This is a genomic window from Methylotenera sp. N17 (genome assembly GCF_000799155.1).
Lineage (GTDB): Bacteria > Pseudomonadota > Gammaproteobacteria > Burkholderiales > Methylophilaceae > Methylophilus.
Map to the genome: position 1 here is coordinate 807957 of NZ_JUGE01000001.1, position 21081 is coordinate 829037.

21 protein-coding genes are annotated in these 21081 nt (G+C 44.0%); 20 read left to right on the forward strand and 1 reads right to left on the reverse strand.

Annotated elements, in window-relative coordinates; all coding sequences use genetic code 11:
• The first annotated feature begins 89 nt into the window (after positions 1-89).
• From FG11_RS03895 to FG11_RS03955, 13 genes are all read left to right on the forward strand, one after another.
• Positions 90-1403 carry a DNA recombination protein RmuC gene (locus FG11_RS03895; RefSeq protein ID WP_047533254.1) on the forward strand — a complete coding sequence of 438 codons (1314 nt, stop codon included), beginning with the start codon at positions 90-92 and terminating at the stop codon, positions 1401-1403.
• 23 nt (positions 1404-1426) lie between these two features.
• Positions 1427-1684: a molybdopterin converting factor subunit 1 gene (gene moaD, locus FG11_RS03900; protein ID WP_020181767.1), complete on the forward strand. Its 258-nt coding sequence runs from the start codon at positions 1427-1429 to the stop codon at positions 1682-1684.
• Positions 1647-2144: a molybdopterin synthase catalytic subunit MoaE gene (moaE, locus tag FG11_RS03905; protein ID WP_051086407.1), complete on the forward strand. Its 498-nt coding sequence runs from the start codon at positions 1647-1649 to the stop codon at positions 2142-2144. Before moaD ends, moaE begins: the two co-directional genes overlap by 38 nt.
• Positions 2145-2148: 4 nt before the next feature.
• Positions 2149-4311, forward strand: coding sequence for a Lon protease family protein (locus FG11_RS03910; protein WP_047533258.1), 2163 nt, complete (start codon positions 2149-2151; stop codon positions 4309-4311).
• A 164-nt stretch (positions 4312-4475) separates the two neighbouring features.
• Positions 4476-4886: an RNA-binding S4 domain-containing protein gene (locus FG11_RS03915; RefSeq protein ID WP_047533262.1), complete on the forward strand. Its 411-nt coding sequence runs from the start codon at positions 4476-4478 to the stop codon at positions 4884-4886.
• A 78-nt stretch (positions 4887-4964) separates the two neighbouring features.
• A complete protein-coding gene (gene galU, locus FG11_RS03920; RefSeq protein ID WP_020181771.1) occupies positions 4965-5846 on the forward strand; it encodes a UTP--glucose-1-phosphate uridylyltransferase GalU in 882 nt (293 codons plus the stop codon).
• 14 nt (positions 5847-5860) lie between these two features.
• Positions 5861-6406 carry a hypoxanthine-guanine phosphoribosyltransferase gene (locus FG11_RS03925; protein WP_232418438.1) on the forward strand — a complete coding sequence of 182 codons (546 nt, stop codon included), beginning with the start codon at positions 5861-5863 and terminating at the stop codon, positions 6404-6406.
• Between the two features lie 189 nt (positions 6407-6595).
• Complete coding sequence (epsA, locus tag FG11_RS03930) at positions 6596-7357, forward strand: XrtB/PEP-CTERM-associated transcriptional regulator EpsA (RefSeq protein WP_025224110.1); 762 nt, start codon at positions 6596-6598, stop codon at positions 7355-7357.
• A 136-nt stretch (positions 7358-7493) separates the two neighbouring features.
• Positions 7494-8054 (forward strand): polysaccharide biosynthesis/export family protein, encoded by a 561-nt coding sequence (locus FG11_RS03935; RefSeq protein ID WP_020181774.1) that lies wholly within the window; start codon positions 7494-7496, stop codon positions 8052-8054.
• A gap of 36 nt (positions 8055-8090) precedes the next feature.
• The gene (locus FG11_RS03940) at positions 8091-9233 is read left to right on the forward strand and encodes an outer membrane beta-barrel protein (RefSeq protein WP_020181775.1); all 1143 of its coding nucleotides are present in this window, start codon (positions 8091-8093) and stop codon (positions 9231-9233) included.
• 11 nt (positions 9234-9244) lie between these two features.
• Complete coding sequence (locus FG11_RS03945; RefSeq protein WP_025224113.1) at positions 9245-10846, forward strand: GumC family protein; 1602 nt, start codon at positions 9245-9247, stop codon at positions 10844-10846.
• Positions 10847-10858: 12 nt separating this feature from the next.
• Positions 10859-11722 (forward strand): CpsD/CapB family tyrosine-protein kinase, encoded by an 864-nt coding sequence (locus tag FG11_RS03950; protein ID WP_025224114.1) that lies wholly within the window; start codon positions 10859-10861, stop codon positions 11720-11722.
• Positions 11723-11911: 189 nt separating this feature from the next.
• A complete protein-coding gene (locus FG11_RS03955) occupies positions 11912-12982 on the forward strand; it encodes a hypothetical protein (protein WP_052184921.1) in 1071 nt (356 codons plus the stop codon).
• Between the two features lie 47 nt (positions 12983-13029).
• Here the strand turns inward: FG11_RS03955 and FG11_RS03960 are convergent, their stop codons facing one another.
• Positions 13030-14541 (reverse strand): O-antigen ligase family protein, encoded by a 1512-nt coding sequence (locus tag FG11_RS03960; protein ID WP_047533266.1) that lies wholly within the window; start codon positions 14539-14541, stop codon positions 13030-13032.
• A gap of 195 nt (positions 14542-14736) precedes the next feature.
• On the opposite strand from FG11_RS03960, the gene FG11_RS03965 reads away from it, so the two are divergent.
• From FG11_RS03965 to FG11_RS03995, 7 genes are all read left to right on the forward strand, one after another.
• Positions 14737-15687, forward strand: coding sequence for a glycosyltransferase family 2 protein (locus FG11_RS03965; protein ID WP_268747035.1), 951 nt, complete (start codon positions 14737-14739; stop codon positions 15685-15687).
• A gap of 9 nt (positions 15688-15696) precedes the next feature.
• Positions 15697-16197 (forward strand): serine O-acetyltransferase, encoded by a 501-nt coding sequence (locus FG11_RS03970; protein ID WP_047533269.1) that lies wholly within the window; start codon positions 15697-15699, stop codon positions 16195-16197.
• Between the two features lie 30 nt (positions 16198-16227).
• Positions 16228-17205 carry a glycosyltransferase family 2 protein gene (locus tag FG11_RS03975; protein ID WP_047533272.1) on the forward strand — a complete coding sequence of 326 codons (978 nt, stop codon included), beginning with the start codon at positions 16228-16230 and terminating at the stop codon, positions 17203-17205.
• 59 nt (positions 17206-17264) lie between these two features.
• Positions 17265-17780 carry a serine O-acetyltransferase gene (locus FG11_RS03980; RefSeq protein ID WP_047533274.1) on the forward strand — a complete coding sequence of 172 codons (516 nt, stop codon included), beginning with the start codon at positions 17265-17267 and terminating at the stop codon, positions 17778-17780.
• 93 nt (positions 17781-17873) lie between these two features.
• The gene (locus FG11_RS03985) at positions 17874-19073 is read left to right on the forward strand and encodes a glycosyltransferase family 4 protein (protein ID WP_047533276.1); all 1200 of its coding nucleotides are present in this window, start codon (positions 17874-17876) and stop codon (positions 19071-19073) included.
• A 14-nt stretch (positions 19074-19087) separates the two neighbouring features.
• Positions 19088-20284: a glycosyltransferase family 2 protein gene (locus tag FG11_RS03990; RefSeq protein ID WP_047533278.1), complete on the forward strand. Its 1197-nt coding sequence runs from the start codon at positions 19088-19090 to the stop codon at positions 20282-20284.
• Complete coding sequence (locus FG11_RS03995) at positions 20277-21059, forward strand: WecB/TagA/CpsF family glycosyltransferase (protein WP_047533279.1); 783 nt, start codon at positions 20277-20279, stop codon at positions 21057-21059. Before FG11_RS03990 ends, FG11_RS03995 begins: the two co-directional genes overlap by 8 nt.
• The last annotated feature ends 22 nt before the right edge of the window (positions 21060-21081 follow it).

A 21081-nucleotide genomic window follows, 5' to 3' on the forward strand; every position in this document is an offset into this window, starting at 1 on the left:
AGCCCTGGGGTGTGCCACCTGAGGGCTTTTTTGTTTTAGATGGTAGCTGTGATGAGAGTTACATTGTGACATCCGCTATAATCTTAAATATGAACCTTGAAATATTACAATTCATTTTGACATGCGGTTTGCTACTGGTTGTTATCTGGTTGCTACTGCGTGTGATCAAGCAGCAATCCAATGTCCTACTGATGCAACAGTTGGAAGATAAGCACCGCGCCATGTTGTTAGATTTGAATGATGGCTTAAATAAACTTGGCGATCGCCTAAATACGGCTTCACAAGAGAGTGGGGAACGTCTAAAACAAGCGGTTTCGCAAGAGCTGCAAGCCACGCATGAAGCCATGCAAACATTGCAGCTTGCGCAAAATAATAGCTTGGCGGCCACGCGTGAGACCGTACTGGAAACCCTGCATAAAACGTTGAGTGAGCAAGGAAAAGCGCAGCAGATGATGATGCACGACACCATGCTGAAGGCAACGACCACACTCACGCAAACCATCGAAAGTTTAAGCAAGATTGTCGATACGCGCTTAGAAGAAATCGGCGGTAAAGTTTCCGAGCGTTTGGAAGAAGGCTTCCGCAAAACCAATGAGACGTTTGTCAGCGTAATGGAACGCTTGGCGACCATCGACGAAGCGCAAAAGAAAATCGATGGCCTCAGTACCAATATGGTGAGCTTGCAAGAGCTGTTAGGGGATAAACGTAGCCGTGGTGCGTATGGCGAAGTGCAATTAGAAGGGTTGGTGCGCAATGTGCTACCAACCACCAGCTTTAAAATGCAGCATAGCTTTGATAATGGTACGCGTGTCGATTGCGCATTATTTTTGCCTGAGCCTACAGGGACGGTGGCGGTGGATAGCAAATTCCCTTTAGAGAACTATCACCGTATGTTTGATACCAGCCTGAGTGAAGCGATGCAAGCGCAAGCGGAAAAGCAGTTTAAAGCTGATGTTAAAAAGCATGTGGATGATATCGCGGCGAAATACATCATTCCCAATGTGACGTCCGATGGTGCGGTGATGTTTATTCCAGCAGAAGCGGTGTTTGCAGAAATTCATGCCTATCATCCGGAAGTGATTGATTATGCAATGAATAAACGTGTATGGGTAGTATCTCCCACCACCTTAATGGCGGTGCTGAATACCGCACGCGCCGTACTTAAAGACGTGGAAATGCGTAAACAAGTGCATATTATTAAAGATGAACTGGGCAAACTTAGTAAAGACTTTGAGCGCTTTGATGTGCGTATGAAAAAATTGGCAGACAATATCCGCCAAGCAAACGACAATGCCCAAGAAGTACACATTTCTAGCCAAAAAATTACGAATCGATTTAAGCAAATCGAGCGTGTCGAACTCGGCAATCAACCCATTGATTTACTGGATGAAGTTGATGAATAACCTATTATTAGAAGCTGTTTACCATGCAAATTAAAGTGTTATATTTCGCAAGAATTAAAGAGGCTGTTAACTATTCCAGCGAGGATGTGGACTTGCCTGAAACCGTTGAAACCATCACTGCGTTAAAGCACTGGCTGGCACAACGCGGTGAAGTCTGGGCGAACCTATTTAGCGGCAAGCTAGTGGTCAGAGCCGCAATTAATCATACCTTGGTTGATGATTTGGCCACATTCGAGTCGGGGGATGAGGTTGCATTCTTTCCCCCTGTTACCGGTGGTTAGTGTGGTAAAAGTACAAATAGAAGATTTTGATGTTGGAGAGGTGCTGGCCAGTGTGCGTCGAGACCACCCTCAAATAGGCGCAATCGTCAGTTTCGTCGGGCTGGTACGCGATATGAATGATCATCAATCTGTCACTACGCTTACGTTAGAGCATTACCCAGAAATGACAGAGAAATCGTTGCAGGCCATTGTCGATCAAGCCCAGCAACGCTGGGATATTATGGATGCGGTGGTGATTCACCGTGTCGGCACACTCAAACCGTTAGATCAAATTGTATTGGTTGTGATCAGCAGTGCACACCGCCAAGCCGCTTTTTCGGCGTGCGAATTTGTAATGGATTACCTAAAAACGCAAGCGCCATTTTGGAAAAAGGAAACGAACAACGAAGGCGAGCGCTGGGTGGAAGCTAAAAGCTCCGACGACCAAGCCCAAGCGCGCTGGCAATCTACAAGACAATAAATTTATGCACATACTAGAAGAACAAGCGCTCAATGCGCAGATTAACCCAGATCACTTGGGCTTTCAAACAACCGCTGAGTTGCTATCCGTGCAGTCAGGCCGTTATTCAGATGTACATGCGTGGGTAGCGCAAAGCGAAGCAAAGAAAGCCGCCTTATTTGGGCTAAATATTCAACAGCGTGGATTTAATGTATTAGTGCTGGGTGCACATGGCAGCGGCCGCACCTCACTGATGCAAAGTGCGATGCACGAAGTGGCAAAGCACCCACATGAGACCAACGTGCTGCATGATCTGGTTGCGCTGCATGATTTTAATCAATATGCACAGCCCATTTTGGTGAAGTTGCCGGTAGGGCAAGCCGCAACATTACGTACAGAGATGGATGGATTTGCCCGTACGCTGATGACAGAGTTCACCAGTTTGAGCAATACGGATATACCGGAAAAAATGTTAGCGCATATGCGCACTTGGTTAGAGGTTGCCGTTGCACAATTGGCAGCACGATTTGAAGGCATCAGCGACGCATTGTCGGCTTATTTTAAGTTGCTTGCACCAGAGGTGTTGGCATATTTACAAGCATGGCAACCCGCGCCTGCCAGCGAGTCAGACAATCCCATGGAGGGGCTCGTTAACGAAACATTTTTTGCACGTTTTCGTGTGAATGTATTGGTGGATCATCGCGCATCGCAAACACACGGTTTTAACCAGCCTCTAGTGTATGACAATGACCCTAGTTTGCAGTCACTGTTTGGTGCCATTGAAACCACTACAGACGCTACATTGATGCCGGACTTTCTGCGATTACGTGCAGGGCATCTGCATAAAGCGGACGGTGGCATGTTGCTGATTCATTTGCGAGATATTCTGAATGACGAGCAAAATGGTAGCCAAATGATCGAGAAGCTACACCGGTTTCTGAGAAATGGTACCTTGCAAATTGAAGATGTCAGCAGTGCAGCGCAAAGTAGTGCAGTGCTTGCCAGCAACACGCTGATTCCCGTACAGGTAAAACTGGTCATGATTGCCACGCGTGAAGACTTCTATGATTGTTTGGATGAGCAACCAGACTTTTTTAACTACTTTCCAATCAAAGTAGAGTTTGCCGAGCGCGTTGTGGCAAGCCCTGAAAACTATGCTGCCATTGCTGGGTTCATTGCACAAAAATGTCAATCGCACCAATGTGCACACTTTGACAAAGAAGCTGTGGCTACGTTGATCATCGCATTGCAGCGCGTAGAAGAAGACCAAACCCGCATTAGCACCAATTTTGCCTATTTAGAACAATTGATGTTAGAGAGCGTGGCATTTGCTGGCAAGGCAACCGTTGTTATGGCCGAGCATGTGAATGCGGCGTTGCAGGCAAAAGCACAGCGTAATCAGTATTTTGAGTCGCAAATTCGCGACTCTATTATTGATAACGAACTGCTGATCCAAGTGCATGGCGAGGTCATCGGGCAGGTCAATGGCCTCACGCATATTGAGTTGGGGGATGCCAGCTTTGGTTCACCTATACGTATCACCGCACGCTGTTATCCTGGTAAAACGGGCCTCATTAATATTGACCGCGAAGTGAATATGAGTGGACCAAACCACGATAAAGGGATTTTCATTTTGCAGAACTGGCTCAGTGCTAGCTTTTGGCAACTGGCGCCGCTTAGCTTAAATGCCTCATTGGTGTTCGAGCAAGAGTATAACGGTGTAGAAGGGGATTCCGCATCTTGTGCTGAGTTGTTCGCTTTGCTTTCGGCTTTGGCAGGCTTACCTATTCAACAGGGCATTGCAGTGACTGGTGCTCTTAATCAGTTTGGTGAGGTGATGCCGATTGGTGGTGTCAATGAGAAAATCGAAGGGTATTTCCGCGTATGTAAAGCCCTTGGCTTAGACGGGAAGCAAGGTGTAATCATCCCAAGACGGAATCAACGTCATCTACTGTTAGATCAAGCCGTGATTGCGGCAGTGCAAGCTAAACAGTTTCATATTATTGCCATTGATCATGTGCTGGAAGGCATCGAGTTCCTGACTGGCTTGCAGGCGGGGATGCAAAATCACTTGGGGAACTATCCTGAAGGTTCCGTGATGGGCTACGCCCAGCAGGCACTGGCCAATTACCGTAAAACGCTTGAAAGTAATCAGGCGCGACTACACCAGCTACCATTGATCGAATAAGCGTTTTTTAAAAGATTTGAATATGCCAGTAATACTATTTTACAGTGCTAAGCTTGCTCGCTACGATAACAAGCTTTACCATGCGCCCAGCTGTTTTTGTGGCCTTACTTTATACAGTCATGCGTCTGGCGCTAGTATCAACTGATATGTTTTGAGTGTTTTTCATGGTTCATTCAGCATCAGCAAAAGAAGATCAGCACTGCCGCTTGGATAAGTGGTTGTGGGCAGCACGCTTTTTTAAGACGCGCAGTATTGCTGCAGATGCAGTTGATAGTGGAAAAGTGCGTGTCGATGGCGTCCGTGCAAAAAACGCAAAAGAAGTGAAGCTGGGGATGTTGATTGCCATTAAAAATAAAGACATTGAAATAGAGGTGAGTGTAACTGGCTTATCGAATGTGCGGCGTGCTGCACCAGAGGCAGCGCAACTATATGCTGAAACTGCAGAAAGTGTCGCCAAACAAACGGCATTGAAATTATCACACGAGACTGCATCGGCGGTGCGTGAGCGCGGTGCTGGCAGGCCAACAAAGCGCCAGCTACGTGATATAAAAAAATTTACGGGAATCAAGTTTTAGTGCCATAATTAATAACTATATGGCTAGTTAATTGAAACCCATTACTGCAACAAAAAAACAAAAAATAGGCGTTTGAATATGAAAAAAGAAGTGACCAAAGCAGTGTTTCCAGTGGCAGGATTAGGAACACGTTTTTTACCGGCAACCAAAGCCAGTCCCAAAGAGATGCTTCCGGTGGTGGATAAGCCACTCATTCAATATGCTGTGGAAGAAGCGATAGAAGCGGGCGCTACCGAATTGATTTTCGTGACAGGGCGCAACAAGCGCTCTATTCCAGATCACTTTGATAAATCTTATGAGCTGGAAGCCGAATTAGAAGCAGCCAATAAGCATGATGTGCTGAAAATGCTGCGCAGCATTTTGCCTAAAAAAGTATCTTGTATTTATATTCGGCAACCGCAAGCCTTAGGGCTTGGACATGCCGTGCTATGTGCACGTCCAGTGGTCGGCAATGAGCCGTTTTCTGTGATTTTAGCGGATGATTTAATTGATGCTAAGGTATCTGCAGTTAAACAAATGGTAGATATTTACGACAAGCATCAATCTTCAGTGTTGGGCGTTGAGGATGTGTTGCCGTCAGAAACAGCCAGTTATGGCATTGTGGATGCGTTCCCAATCGAACAAAATTTGTTGCAGCTAAAAGGGATCGTTGAGAAACCACAACCGCAAGATGCACCTTCTACACTTGCAGTGGTAGGTCGCTATGTGCTGAGCGGTAAAATTTTTGAGTGTCTAGAAAAGGTGAAGCCAGGTAAAGGCGGCGAAATTCAACTGACCGATGGTATCGCGATGCTCATGGAATACGAAAAAATACTAGCCTATCGCTTTGAAGGTAAACGTTACGACTGCGGTAGTAAAATCGGCTTTATGCAAGCCAATGTAGAGTTGGCATTGAAACACCCAGAAATCTCACAGCATTTTGCCGAGTATCTCAAGTCTGTCGTCTCCGAGATTAAGTAATCGTCTTGCAGCCAGTGGTAGATCCGCATCAACTTATCGCGCATTCCTCATTAGTCTACACGGCGGATGAGGTAGAGCGTGCGGTTGATGCCGTGGCAAGTCAAATCAATCAACATTTTGCCAGCACATCAATCGTACTCATGTGCGTTATGACGGGCGGTTTATATTTTTCTGGTAAATTACTGTCAAAACTCACTATGCCAGTGGAGTTAGATTACGTACAAGCCAATCGCTATCATGATAAAACCAGTGGCGGGGAGCTGGTTTGGACTAAGCAACCTTCATTAACGCTTATACAAAAGCAAGTGCTACTTGTTGATGACATTCTGGATGAAGGCGTCACGCTCGCAGCCGTATATCAGAAATGCTTAGCGTTGGGAGCAAAGTCAGTTGTGACGGCAGTCATGGCAGATAAGTCCAACCACCAAACCAAGCCGATTGCTGCAAATTTCGTGGCGTTGACTGTGCCTAATCGTTTTGTGTTTGGCTGTGGGATGGATGCACATGGTTGGTGGCGAAATTTAGCAGAAATCCGAGCATTAGATGACGAGGCTAGTTAAGTAAACGCATAGTGTTAGACTGTTGTGAATGTGACACTAGTGTTGATAAATAAATCAACACCTGCGTTTTTAGTAAAAAGTTTATTATTTAACTTTATGTTTTTAAAAGGTTTTTATAAAAATTAGAAGTTGGTACTGTTTGTGCAAGGCTACATCTGAACAATTCAGTTATTGTGAGAGATGGGTCAAATGGTAAATTTAAAACAAAATTGGGAAACGATTTTTGAAGTCATTCAGAAATCTTATGCGATTGAAAAGCATGTGGATTTCTTTAACTGGCTCAAGGACGATGTCAACCCTGTGCTTCCTCATGACGTGCTGCTGGCTGCATGGGGCGAGTTTGACGGGGGAGAGCTCAACTATGATGTTGCTTCCAATATTCCCGGGCTAACCACACAACGTTTAATTGATGCGCCAGGTATTGTTTCGTATCTGATGGCAAATCTGCACAAGCGTTGGATTGATAATGATGAAAAGTGGTTTGTTATCAATAGCTTTGATGCTGCAGGCATTCATGCACAATCGCCTACACCTTTTACCAGCAATCTGATTGAAATGCATTCATTATTGGTTTACGGCGTAAAAGATTTACGTGGCAAACACGATTGTATTTATGTGTTCTTTGATAAATCCCATGTCTTTAATATCCAGCATTCATTGTTAGGCTTATTAATGCCGCATTTAGATGCCGCACTTAGACGTGTTGAATACATCGAACCGTCCATGTCTGACGAAGATATCTTAGAGAGTATTGCCTTGGGTTCACTCAGTGACCGTGAGCATGAGATTTTACATTGGGTCAGAAGCGGAAAAACCAATATTGAAATTGGCATGATCTTGTCGATTAGCTCCAATACGGTTAAAAACCATCTTAAACGTATCTTCCAAAAACTAGACGTTTCTTGTCGTGCGCAAGCGGTAGCAAAATTGGCGCCACACAAAGGAAATTAAAGCATTTCAAAAGTTAAAAACTGTTGCAAAATTAGCGAATTACGTGGTTTTTCTAAAGTTACCCGTATGGACTAATATAAAAATAACGATTGTGTGTTATCTTTATATTATTATTAAAGTCATACGGAGGAAGTTTATGAATATGATTCGCTATATGGGGTTAGTTGCATTTGGTTTTGTTGCGTTCGTTCAATCATTCAATGCGGTTGCTGAAGAGAATTACCGGTTGCATTATGGTGACGCGGTATTTATCTCTGTCTGGGGTGAAGACACCCTCCAAAAAGAAGTCAAAGTACTGCCAGATGGAAGTGTTACATTCCCATTGGCAGGCAGAGTAGATGTAGAGAATGCGACCACACAAGAAGCACAAAAACGTATCACAGAAAAATTAAAAGTTTACTTAAATGATCCGCAAGTGACTGTCGTGGTTACCAGCGTAGAAGGCAATAAAGCGTATGTGATTGGTAAAGTGCTGAAAACAGGTGCGATTCCACTGAGTGGGCCAACTACTGTACTGCAAGCGCTAAGCTTAGCAGGTGGTTTTGATAAGTTTGCAGAGCTCAGCAAAATTAAAGTCTTACGTACAGTGAACGGTAAACAAACAGTGAGTGCTGTCAATTACGAAAGACTCATACAAGGCCAAAGCTTGGAAAGTAACTTGTTGTTGCAACCTGGCGATACGATTCTTGTGCCATAATCAAACTAACTCACTTAAGAAATCTAGGTTTATTGCATGAGAACCACACCTGTTAAATCTTCTGTGTACTTAAAGTACGCTTGCCTGTTCGGTTGCTTGTCACAAGTTCATCCATTGTATGCATTGGAATTTAAGACAGGTTTTTACTTGCCGACTTCTATCAATTACGACAGTAATTTGCAAATGGTGGAAAATGGCGAGGAGTCAGTAAGCTTCTACAATATTGCTCCAAGACTGAGTCTGGTCGGTGCTGACGAGGTGAATACCATCAACTTGGATGGTAGTATTCTTTTTCAGCGCTCTTCAGATGACCGTATCAGTGAGAGTCGTCGAGATCCAACCGTTGGTTTAGGGTGGACACGTGATTTCACAAAAGGGCAGTTTACGCTTTCAACTAACTATAACAAAACAAGTACACGTGTTTCTGAGCTAAGAAGGACAGGGGTCGTGTTCACAGACGGTAGCGCAGTGAATCGCTCTATTAATGCCGGTTTAAGTTATTTGTTGACGGAGAAGTTAAATTTAACGACAGGCTTGGGTTATCAAGAAGTGAATTACTCAGGTGCTGGGCTGACAGACTTTAGCTCAAAAACAGCAAATGCCAAGTTGAATTATTTGTACAGTCAGCAACTTTCCCCATTTGTACAATTCTCGATTAATAAATACGAGAACGACACCAATACAGTCAATACAATTGTGGGTAGTGACAGTAGTGTTTCTAGAAACGTATTGGTCGGTTACACCTATCAAATCAATCCACAGACAGATTATTCAATTGCAGCAGGTGTAAACCGGGTAAGCTCTGCCGGAAGTGGCTGGATTGGTGTGGCTTCTGCGCGTTATGCCATCAATGAAAAATCTAATGTCAGTGGCGCCATTGCTAGATCGATTGTAGCCAGTGGTTTGGGTGGTTTTCAGAAAAGCGATAGCTTGAATCTTAACTATACTTATGACGTCAATCAAAGTAATCATGTGGGTGCGGAGTTTAGCTGGAATATTAACCGCGCACTGAATGATACGCGTTTTAAACAAATTAACGGATTCTATACTCACGATATTTCAAACAGTTGGGGTGTCAGAACCTACGCTCAATATCGCATGCTTGACGGCAACAATACCAGCGCTGATGGCTATCAAGTTGGTGTTTCACTTAATTATAACAACCCCAACTTTTTTTAAAGAATTAATGCATGGCTGCTGAATACGAATTAACGTTTAACGACTATTTGTCTATTTTTAAACGCAGGATATGGCAAATAGTCATTGTTGCCAGCGTGATTATCATCGCATCAATCCTCGTTGCTATCTTACTACCGCCTGTTTACCAATCGACAGGCACCATTTTGGTCGAGTCACAACAAATCCCAACGGAAATTGTGCAGTCTAGCGTCAATAGTTACGCTGATGAACGTATTGAAGTGATTAAACAGCGTGTGATGACACGTGAAAATTTGTATCGCATCATGCAAAAATACGGATTGTATGAGGATCGCCTTAGTAAAGACTCCACCTCATTCTTACTAAATGAAATGCGTAACAATATTGGTGTGGAGTTGTTGAGCTCCAATACCGGAAACGATTGGGAAAAGAAGGCCACCATTGCCTTCAACGTTTCATTTTCTTACAAAAGCCCGGATGTCACACATAAAGTAGCCAATGAACTGGTGACTTTGTTTTTGGATGAAAACGTCAAAGCCAGAACTGAGAAGGCGACCGAGACCACAGAGTTCTTGAGCCAAGAAGTAGAAATTCTGCGTAAAGAGCTAGAAGCGACCGAAAGTAAAGTGGCTTCATTTAAAGAGCAATATTCAGGTGCATTGCCTGAGCACATGGATATGCATATGACCATGTTGCAACGCTCTGAGATGGACATTAAAGAGATAGACCGTGACTATAAAGCAGCGCAAGAAGAACTCAGATACTTGGATGTAGAACTTGCCTCAGCGAGATCCGGTATTAATCGTAAGTCTGTCGATGCTCCAGTGATGCTTTCTAGTGAAGCAGAAATTGATAAGTTAAAACTAGAGCTGGAAAGGGCACAATCGCTTTATAGTGATTCACACCCTACTGTTAAAGCGCTGAAAAGACGTATTGATAAATTAGAAAGCGCGGCAGCAAGTAAACCAGCACCAGGGTCAGATGACGCCAAGCCTAGACGTGGCGATATCGAGACAGATTTGATGGTGGCGAAGGTGCAAGCACAGATTCAAGCCGCAAAAGCACGACTAGAGTCGCTTGCTGAACAAAAAATTGCTATGCGTAAACGCGTAGATCAATTACAAGCCAGAATCTCGATGAGCCCAGAAGTTGAAAAAGGGCTTTTCAAATTGATGCGTGATTATGAAAACGCCAAAACTAAGTATGAAGAAGTGAAGTCCAAGCAAATTAACGCGAAAATTGCCGAGAACTTGGAGCAAGAAAACAAAGCCGAAAGATTTACGATGTTGGAACCGCCAATCTTTCCTGAGAAGCCGGTGAAACCAAACCGTAAAAAAGTGATTGGCTTAGGCGTGTTTGGTGGGATTGCAGCTGCATTGGGATTAGTCTTCTTGTTAGAAACGATTAATGCACGTGTGCGCGGTGTAGATGCGTTGGAGTCTATTACCAAAGTGCGTACCTTGGTGACGCTACCTTACATTAATACGCAGGCGGAAATTAACCGTAAAAAACATTTCTACCGCTATTTGTTCTTAGGATTTTTGGCCTTTATATTGATCTCTTCCATTATTGTGCACTTTCTAATCATGCCGTTGGATTTGTTAATCGTTAAAATTCTGAATAGATTTGCATAAGGTGTAACGCATATGGAAAAAATCAAAGATGCATTAGAAAAAGCCAAAGAAAAGTCGGCAACGAGCACGAATACTCGTCAGGCCAGCACGAGCACTAGTCCAAGTGCTGCTTATGCGCAAGCTGAGCCTACTGCTGAAAGTGTATTGGAGCAAGCAAACGAGACAAAAATCAATGCGATTAACTACACCAACACTAAGACGATTGAATTAAACCCGCAACACTTAGAGAAAAATCGTATTGTTGCTTACAATAAAAGCGAGTCTGCCACTTGGATTTTTGATAAATTGCGGACACAAGTACTGCAAAAGATGCAAGAGAACAATTGGAAAACACTCGCGATATTGTCACCCACGCCAGCATCTGGAAAATCCTTTGTCGCCATTAACTTGGCAATCAGTATCGCCAATCAACCTCAAAAAACTGCCATGCTGGTAGATTTTGATTTGAGAAAACCTAGGGTTGCTAAATATCTTGGTATTGAGTGCGAAAAATCACTGAATGAATATTTGGAGAACCGTGCGGAATTACAAGAAGTACTGGTCAATCCTGGTTTGCCACATTTGGTCATTTTGCCTACTATGAGACCAGTGAGTCATCCTGCAGAAGTGCTGTCTTCTGCCAAAGTGAATGCACTAATGCAGGATATTGCTACGCGTTATGAATCACGTATTGTGATTTATGATTTGCCGCCAATTTTAAATGCAGATGATGCATTGATTATGCTCAAAAAAGTGGATTGCGCATTGTTAGTAGTTGGCAATGGCATGGTGAAAGAAACGGAAATTGAAGAAGCGATGCACCACATCCCTAAAGACAAGCTGTTGGGCGTGGTATTGAATAAAGCTGAAGTCGGTGTTGAAGAGTATTATTATTAATTAATACGGTGAGCATGCAAGACGTGCATGCTGACGCTTAGCAATGCCAATACCATTTAGCTTGATAGATACTCAAGCTTATTGGTAAAGCCTTGTGACGAAACAGTTTATTCAGAGTACTTTACGCTTTTTATTCTAAACCATAACGAGTGTTCAACCATCCGTTGATTTTTTAGTCAGACCTCATTCATGATCACTAAACTTCTGCCTGTGGCCAAATATGTCCGCGGTATTATCAAAAATAATATTTTGCAGGCTGATAAAAACTTATATCAGTTAGCGGAGGCGCAAGGGCAGAGTCTGAATGTGGTGTATATTTTGCCATCTAATAAAGCCTCAAAAGCTGGGGGCGATAAAGTCATCTATAAGCAGTCTGAGTATATCAATCAAAGGGCCTATCTTGGGGTCACTTCTCAGATACTACATCCAGATAATCAAGCATTTAAGCACAGCTGGTTTGAGCATCAGGTTGATTTTAAGCTCAATAATCAGCTTTCAGCGCAAACGGATTTTGTCATAATTCCTGAGGTGATGGTCATTCCACATGCCAAAATGTTGGCCAGTTTAGGCATACGTTTTGGCATTTATGTCCAGAATGGGTACTCGGCCAGCATTCCACTTTATGTAGGCAGTGAGCAGGATTTGCGTGATGCCTATCATGCCGCTGAAGTCATTTTAACAATTTCTGACGATACTAGTGAATGCATGCAGTTGGCTTTCCCACACCTTGCAGACAAGATTCAGCGCATCTATTACTCGGTGGATAGTGGTAAGTTTAAGCCACATGCACAAAAAGAGAATTTGATTACGTATATGCCAAGAAAATTGGCACGGCATTCGGATTTGGTGCGGTTTTTTCTACAGGACAACCTGCCTGCAGGATGGCGCTTGGCGGCGATACATGGATTGAACGAGACCGGTGTTGTTGACTTGCTGTCTAGGTCTAAAATATTCCTATCTTTTAGTGAATTTGAGGGCTGCCCATTACCGCCCGTAGAAGCTGCGCTTTCTGGAAATGTAGTGGTTGGTTATACCGGTGAGGGCGCGCGTGAATACTGGCAGGCGCCTACATTTACCGAAATTTATAATGGCGATATCAAGCATTACGTCAAAGAGATACTACAGGCAATTCAACGCTTGGAGTCCAATACGCAAGACGATCAAATGGAGCAGATTCGTCAAAATTTAGCTAGCCGTTATTCTTTAGAGGCTGAGAGGCAAAGCCTTGAGGCTTTTCTTGGCCGTATTGCAAGCCGCTAAATCGTAACGCGCAAAACACTCGGTCTTTGGTAGTATAAATCCAAGTGCTAAGTTGGCACTGGCTGTGTCGGCAGACTCTCTAGCAGCAGCACTTTCTTGACTATTTGTGAATATGCTACGCAAAGTGCAATCAGCATATAGTACAAGTAGGGAATAATCAGCGTATCACTCATGGCTGCAATCATGAACATCACGGCCAGTATGGAGCTGATGAGTGACCGACCAATTTGGAAGAGTTCGTTGTGCACAGTTCTGATTCTCTTCATGGCTCTGTACGCTGCCCAAATAGCAGTTAAAAACATACCGAGATAGAAAAATAATCCAACGTAACCACTGTTAAGCATCACAGAGACATAGATGTTGACCAGATCAATAATGTGCTCGCCTTGGACCATCTTTTTCATTTCAGGCGCTTCTTTGAAATTTCGGTTACCAAACCAAGGTGATTTAGCCACCACAATCAGCGAGGTATCAAGCAGTTGTTGTCTGTAGTCTACATTTTGACTATCCGTTTTACCAACAAATGGCAGTAAATTCATGACCTTACCCCCGATGGGTAGCATGAGCACCAAGGCCAGCGTAAGTATGCCGCCCATTGCCAATTTAAGTAGGTTGGATAAGCCGTTTCTACCAAGGTATAGGTAGATAGTCACGAGTACCATGGCGCCGACCCACGGCCCCCTGGAAAGTGGTGCAATGAGGCCTAAAGTGATAATGCCGAACCCTGCAAGTTTAAAGAATTTGTTTTTAATGGTCGATTGCACAAACAAATAAAAGCCTAAGGCAATCACCATGGTAAAGCCAAAGGCAATGGAGTGGCCGAATGATGAACTCGCACGTAGGCCGCCATCACGCATTAAGTATCCACCATATTGCCAATATTGATTAAGCGCATGCTGGATAGAGGTGTAGAGTAACCAGCTTTTTCCAGCTTCAAACAAGCCAATCATTGCAGCGGGAAAGCAGGCGACCATGAATCCGGCAAACACTGCCTTAAGATGATCTACATCTTGTACGCGTCGGCTAATGATGTAATAAGGCAAAAACGTCGTCAGAAAGATCACCGCGCACTGACGAATATTGTCGGTCATGGTGGTGCCAATCAAATTAAGACCGATATTGACCAATAGGTAACATAGTAAAAACACGTCTGTGTTAATGCGCCCAAAACTTGGCTGCGGAGACTTGAGTTTAAAGTAGACAATCAGCAGTAGGCCAGCAGAAAGCATCACCAAGTAATCTACTTGCATGAGGTAATTCATGACGCCAAAGCCGGGAATGGCTGCTGTGATGGGTGGTACAGCCGTGAGCAGCGCCATGTATAATGCAAGCGGCTGGGCAGTTTTTTTTACGCGCACGGCAACAAATACGCAAGAAGCTGCTAAAAATAGCCAAAAGTTGAAGGTCAAAAATGCAAAACTGGTTACAACGAGCCAGCTGTTTTTTAAATAATTGAATTGGGTGCTGGGTAAGATACCTGCGGTTGCTTTTTTTGCAAAATGAAAAGCAAATGTTGAGAGCACTAAGATAACAATGTAGGCTTTAATAAACTCAGGCATGAAAACGCATTTTCGAAAATAAAAAACAGAATGTAAGGCGCTATCTGTGGTTAAAATTATGTAATGATTATAACAAGTAAGATACTGTCATTAAGTTATATTTATCACTATTTAAAGAATAGCAATTGATTGTTTTTTACAAAGTAAACGTAAGTATTCAAGTAAAGTGTTTTCCGTAAATAGATTGGATTCAGTTTGGTAGACGTATCAATAATTTTCGTGAGTTATAACACGGCTGAAATGACAAAAAAAGCCATTGATTTAGTCAAGCAGTCCAAGCATCAGCTCAATCTTGAAATTTTTGTGGTGGATAATGCTTCGCGAGATGGCTCAGCGGAGATGGTCGCACAGATATTCCCGGACGTTACACTCATCACGAATGCAATTAACGTTGGTTTTGGCCGCGCAAATAACCAAGTGCTTCCGCAATATCGCGGGCGTTATGTATTGCTTTTAAATACCGATGCATTTGTCGAAGCGGATACCATTCAGAAAACAGTTGCCTTTATGGATAGCCACCCTACTACTGGTATTTTGGGTGTTAAGCTACTGGGGCGAGATGGTGTGCTACAACCATCATGCCGTTATTTTCCTACGCCATTCAATATCTTCTTAAATCGCACGGGTCTATTTAAACTGTTTCCAAGTACACAATTGGTAGATGACATGGCGTGGGATCATCAAAGTGTAAGGGATTGTGATTGGGTGCCTGGCTGTTATTACTTGATTAGAAAAGAAGCGATTGATCAAGTGGGTCTGTTTGATCAACGTTATTTTTTATACTACGAAGAAGTGGATCATTGCTATGCCACCAAGCAGGCAGGCTGGCAAGTAACTTACTACCCAGATGCGCCTGTTGTGCATATTGGGGGGGAAAGCGCAAAAATAGACCATTCAATTTCTTCAGTCAGCCGACAAGTCAGCGCCTTGCAAATTGAGAGCGAATTATTATATTTCCGTAAGAACCTAGGGTTGCTATCTGTGTGCTTACATGTGCTGCTGACCATCATCGCTGAAGCAATTTTAGCAGTTAAACAACTACTTAAAACGCCAGGTCAATTGCGTCAAGTGTTGAATTTTAAAGGGCTTGGCCTGTTTTTAAAGTTAACCTATCTCTCGCGCGCTGGTAGCCGCGTGCTGCGCTAAGCAATTGATATGTTTAATCATATACGCGCAGATTTAACCACTTACCAAAACGATTGGGGCGCCCAAGGGTTTTGGGTGATGGTGGTCTATCGGTTTGGTCGATGGCGCTATCAAATTAACAATACACTTCTGCGGAAAATATGTTCTTTTATTTATAAGTTTTTATACAAATGTGTACAGATACTCACTGGTATAGAGTTTCCTTGTGAGGTGGAAGTTGGCGACGGCTTTGTGATTGACCACTTTGGTGGGATCGTCGTCAGTGGGTATGCCAAATTTGGCCATCATTGCAGAATTAGAAACGGGGTTGTGGTCGGGTTAAAGAATGTTGACGACCCATGCGCGCCAGTGTTCGGTGATAACGTAGATATAGGGGCTGGCGCTAAAATTCTAGGCAATATTCGTATTGGCAATAATGTGACTATTGGCGCAAATGCTGTTGTATTGTGTGATGTGCCCGATAATTCGATAGCAGTAGGTGTGCCGGCCGTGGTGAAAGCCAAAAAATGAGTCAGACATTATTAAGCAATGAGTCCACACATGCGTAATGACATCGGGTTTGTTGTCATTGGCCGCAATGAAGGTAGTCGTTTGGTGGACTGTTTGGCATCAATTGCTGCGTATACGCCACGCATTGTGTATGTAGACTCTGCTTCTACCGATCAGTCGGTTCAGCACGCACAGGCACAACATGTACATGTGCTTGAGTTGGATATGTCGATTAAATTCACTGCAGCGCGTGCGCGCAATGCAGGGTTTGAACTACTTCTTCAACATTATCCAGATTTAAGCTACGTGCATTTTGTGGATGGTGACTGCATGGTGGATCAAGCCTGGGTCAGTCATGCTGCAGACTTTCTATCTCATCATGCACAAGTGGCCGTGGTGTGTGGTAGACGGCGCGAGCGTTATCCGCAAGCGACACCTTATAATCAGTTATGCGATATTGAGTGGAACACGCCGATTGGAAAAGCCAAGGCTTGTGGTGGCGATGCCATGATGCGTGTGGCAGTATTCAAGCAGGTGGGCGGGTTTAATGTAAACCTGATTGCCGGCGAGGAGCCAGAGCTATGTATACGCATTAGGCAGCTAGGGTTTGACGTATGGCGCTTGGACCATGACATGACATTGCATGATGCAGCGATAACGGAATTCTCTCAGTGGTGGAAACGTACGGTGCGGGCAGGATATGCCTATGCTGAAGGCAGCCGTTTGCATGGCGCCGCGCCAGAGCATCATTGGGTCAATGAATCGCGACGTGCCTGGGTTTGGGGTGGTATCTTACCCGCTTTATGGCTGATTGCTTTGCTGGCATGCCCACTAGTATTTATCGCATTGACAGGTTTGTTTATAGTGCAGTATTTCCGTTTATTGAGCAAACACAAGCATTTAGGCAACTTTTCTTCAGTCTATGTAAAATACTTGATGTTGGGTAAAGTGGCGGAAATGTATGGGCAATTGCGATATACCTGGCACCGCTTATTGAACGTGAAATCAACGCTTATTGAGTATAAATAATGCTTATTTTAAGTGTATTGACATACAAAATTGCGAACATAACTTAATTCAATATATTTATGACGAATTCAGAAGTTTCTGCTGAAACACCAGACTGGCAACGTGAAAAAAAATCGTTGCTAGAGTGGGCGCCACCACGTGCTTTGTTGGCGAGTATTCGGCGCTATCAACATGCAGATCGCTATTGGCTGGTAATTGCCCGTGTGATAAAGATCGTTGCAGTGTTACAACACCGTTTTTGGTCGGCAGTCACAGGGGCCGATATTCCCATCAATACACAAATTGGCGGCGGTCTATTAATCCCGCATCCCAATGGTATTGTGATACACCCTGGGGTGAGTATTGGGCCTAATTGTTTGATTCTGCAACAGGTGACCTTAGGTAGCAATGAAGCTGGCGACCTTCCAGCGATTGGTGGGCATGTGGATATCGGCGCGGGAGCTAAGTTGATTGGCAAAGTCCATGTTGGCAACCATGCTAAAATCGGCGCCAATGCAGTCGTTCTTATTGATGTGCCTGCCTACGCAACTGCAGTAGGCGTGCCAGCAAAAATCATTTCCAAGCCGGAAAATTGATGTCGGCATGTATGCAAATATTGCATGGTAAAGCAATCTTGAAACACTGCTTGCTCATACAAGCGCCCTTAAACTTATTGAATGCATCGTCAAATGCGCATCACACACTTAATTAATCAATATCCTAAAGTCAGTCATACGTTTATTCGTCGCGAGATTATGGCGTTAGAGCGCCAAGGTTTTGAAGTACAGCGTGTTGCCCTGCGCGGCTGGGATGAAAAACTTATCGACAAAGAAGATATTCATGAGCAAACCTTAACGCAGTACGTGCTAAAAGCAGGATTGCTTGGCTTGCTAAGTGCTGGCTGCAGCGTGTTTTTGGCTCATCCAGTGCGGTTTATAAACGCTGCTATCTGCGCAATTAAGATGGGGATACGTGCAGACCGTAGCGTGCCATATCATTTGGTCTATTTGCTGGAAGCATGTCAAACACTACGTTTCATGCAAGCCTTTCAATCGCAACATATCCATGCCCATTTTGGGACAAACCCAAGCGAAATCGCCATGCTTGTGCATCTATTATCTGGTATTCCGTATAGCTTTACCGTGCACGGGCCGGAAGAGTTTGACCGACCACAATTTTTAAAACTCAAACAAAAAATTGAGCAAGCCAAGTTTGTGGTGGCGATTTCAAGCTTTGGCCGAAGCCAATTACAGCGTTGGGTGGATTATTCACACTGGCATAAAATTAAGGTCGTTCATTGTGGGCTTGAGCCCAGTTTTTATGACGTGGCCATCACGGACAGACAGTATCCCTTAAAGCTGGTTTGTGTAGGCCGCTTATGTGAGCAAAAAGGCCAGCTGCTATTGGTTGAGGCAGCAAAGAAGCTGGCAGATCAAGGGATTGCATTTGAGCTGGTACTGGCAGGGGATGGTGAGTTAAGGCAACCAATTGAGGCGTTGATACAAAAGTATCAGCTGAATACACACATTAAAATCACTGGTTGGATTAGCAGTGATCAAGTGCGTGATTATCTACTGGCTGCCAGAGCGATGGTATTGCCCAGTTTTGCTGAAGGATTACCGGTGGTGATTATGGAGGCGATGTCGCTAAAACGTCCGGTCATTTCTACTTATATTGCTGGCATACCTGAATTGGTAGAACATGAAACCATGGGTTGGTTAGTCCCAGCAGGAGATGTAGATGCACTGACTGACGCCATGAAGAATGCATTATTGGCTTCTGAAGAGACCCTTTTTGCAATGGGGGAGGCTGCATATGCAACGGTCACCAAGCGTCATAACATAGACATAGAAGCCAAAAAATTGGCAGTTTTTATTCAAACAGCATAAGCGAGTAGCCAATAATGACAATATTCGTTGTGATTTTTTTGTTGGTATCTTGTGTGGTGTTGATTCCAATAGCCGTACTGTTTGTTCAAATTGTAGCCGCTGTCATTGCCTTGAAAAAACCACAGCATACGCAAACAGTCGCATCATCAATACGTCCAAGTGTGGCGGTAATTGTGCCTGCGCACAACGAAGCGCTTGGCTTAGGCAATACATTACGCTCGATTTTGCCGCAGCTACAAACACAAGATCGCTTGGTTTTAGTCGCGGACAATTGCACGGATGACACGGCAGCAGTGGCGAGAGAATACAATGTCATCGTGCTAGAGCGTTTCCATCAAACGCAGCGTGGCAAAGGGTTTGCGTTGGATTATGGCATGCAGTATTTAAAAGATGCGCCACCGGACGTGGTGATGATTATTGATGCAGATTGTGAGATTTCTCAACACTTGATTGAAGAGTTGGCGGTGCAATGTGTTGCGCGGAAACGCCCAATACAAGCGAATTATCAAATGCGCTTCCCAACGCCCGGAGGTATCAAGCAGCAGGTGATGGAGTTTGCTTGGTTAGTTAAAAACACTGTGAGACCAATGGGTTATCAATGGTTTGGGTTGCCATGTCAGCTCATGGGCACCGGCATGGCCTTTACTTGGGCAGACTTATCTAATGCCGATTTAGCTAACGGGCATTTGGTTGAAGATATGAAGTTAGGGCTAGATTTGGCTAGTGTAGGCCGTGCCCCTTACTTTTGTGATCGTGTGTCTGTAAAGAGCTACTTTCCAACAACAGCACAGGGCATAGCTACACAGCGTCTGCGCTGGGAACACGGCCATCTTGGGCTGATTGCTCAGGAGTTCCCACGTTATTTGCCTAAAGCCATTCAACAAAAAAATGGATTGCTATTTGCGCAGCTAATGGATTTAGCAGTGCCACCACTCGCATTATTACTGATGCTAACGTTAGGATTATGGCTGATAGCGTTGTTGCTTGCATGGTTATCGGCGGTTACTTTGCCTTTGTTAGTGATGACCATTGCGCTGTGCTTACTAGGGTTTGGCATATTAATTGCTTGGTATTGGTTTGCGAGAAGCATCATTTCTTTAAACACCTTGTTGCTGGCACCATGCGTTTTACTCATGAAAGTGCCGCTATATTTAAAATTTATAGTGCGTCGACAGGTGGATTGGGTGAGATCAAAACGAGACCATGATTAATACAAATACGAATAAAAGAATCACATTATTTAACATCGATATCGATCAACTCACGATGAAAGAAACGGTTGAGAGAATTGGACAGTGGCTTTTGTCCGATGAGATCCATAATCACTATGTGGTGACACCGAATGTCGATCATATTGTGAATTTACACAGCAATGTACAGTTCAAACAAGCGTATTCAGGCGCATCTTTAGTTGTGGCAGACGGCTGGCCCGTTGTGCTCACCTCTAAGTTATTAGGCCGTCCCTTGCCAGAAGTCGTTTCCGGAAGCGATTTGGTACCTGCATTGTTTGACTATTTTCAGCATGAAAAAAGCCGACCATTAAAGGTCTTTTTGCTAGGTGCCATGCCAGGAGTTGCTGAAAAGGCCGCAAACAATATCCATGACAACTGGTCACAAGTGCAAGTAGTTGGCTTATTTAGCCCAGATTTTGGCTTTGAAAAATCAGAGCAGGCTAGTTTGCATATTTGCCAATTGGTTAGCGAGGCGAAAGCCGACGTTGTGATATTTGGCGTGGGTGCGCCAAAGCAAGAGTTGTGGTCTAAACAGTATGCCAAACAGCTCAACACCAAAGTAATTTTGTGTGTAGGTGCGACAATTGACTTTTTAGCAGGTGAAAAAGCAAGGGCGCCGATGTGGGTACGTAAGATTGGTATGGAATGGTTACATCGATTGATGACCGAACCGAAACGGTTGGCAAAACGCTATTTTGTGGATGCGTTCATTTTTCCAGTCTTGGTATTTAGAGAGTGGAAAGAAAAGTTTTAACGATTGTGATCGCGCGTTTGCG

Coding starts and splice junctions, on each gene's coding strand:
- FG11_RS03895 (WP_047533254.1), top strand. CDS start 90: ATGAACCTTGAAATATTACAATTCATTTTGACATGCGGTTTGCTACTG.
- FG11_RS03950 (WP_025224114.1), top strand. CDS start 10,859: ATGGAAAAAATCAAAGATGCATTAGAAAAAGCCAAAGAAAAGTCGGCA.
- FG11_RS03955 (WP_052184921.1), top strand. CDS start 11,912: ATGATCACTAAACTTCTGCCTGTGGCCAAATATGTCCGCGGTATTATC.
- FG11_RS03975 (WP_047533272.1), top strand. CDS start 16,228: ATGCGTAATGACATCGGGTTTGTTGTCATTGGCCGCAATGAAGGTAGT.
- FG11_RS03915 (WP_047533262.1), top strand. CDS start 4,476: ATGGTTCATTCAGCATCAGCAAAAGAAGATCAGCACTGCCGCTTGGAT.
- FG11_RS03995 (WP_047533279.1), top strand. CDS start 20,277: ATGATTAATACAAATACGAATAAAAGAATCACATTATTTAACATCGAT.
- FG11_RS03935 (WP_020181774.1), top strand. CDS start 7,494: ATGAATATGATTCGCTATATGGGGTTAGTTGCATTTGGTTTTGTTGCG.
- FG11_RS03980 (WP_047533274.1), top strand. CDS start 17,265: ATGACGAATTCAGAAGTTTCTGCTGAAACACCAGACTGGCAACGTGAA.
- FG11_RS03945 (WP_025224113.1), top strand. CDS start 9,245: ATGGCTGCTGAATACGAATTAACGTTTAACGACTATTTGTCTATTTTT.
- moaE (WP_051086407.1), top strand. CDS start 1,647: ATGAGGTTGCATTCTTTCCCCCTGTTACCGGTGGTTAGTGTGGTAAAA.
- galU (WP_020181771.1), top strand. CDS start 4,965: ATGAAAAAAGAAGTGACCAAAGCAGTGTTTCCAGTGGCAGGATTAGGA.
- FG11_RS03985 (WP_047533276.1), top strand. CDS start 17,874: ATGCGCATCACACACTTAATTAATCAATATCCTAAAGTCAGTCATACG.
- FG11_RS03940 (WP_020181775.1), top strand. CDS start 8,091: ATGAGAACCACACCTGTTAAATCTTCTGTGTACTTAAAGTACGCTTGC.
- FG11_RS03960 (WP_047533266.1), bottom strand. CDS start 14,541: ATGCCTGAGTTTATTAAAGCCTACATTGTTATCTTAGTGCTCTCAACA.
- moaD (WP_020181767.1), top strand. CDS start 1,427: ATGCAAATTAAAGTGTTATATTTCGCAAGAATTAAAGAGGCTGTTAAC.
- FG11_RS03910 (WP_047533258.1), top strand. CDS start 2,149: ATGCACATACTAGAAGAACAAGCGCTCAATGCGCAGATTAACCCAGAT.
- FG11_RS03990 (WP_047533278.1), top strand. CDS start 19,088: ATGACAATATTCGTTGTGATTTTTTTGTTGGTATCTTGTGTGGTGTTG.
- epsA (WP_025224110.1), top strand. CDS start 6,596: ATGGTAAATTTAAAACAAAATTGGGAAACGATTTTTGAAGTCATTCAG.
- FG11_RS03970 (WP_047533269.1), top strand. CDS start 15,697: ATGTTTAATCATATACGCGCAGATTTAACCACTTACCAAAACGATTGG.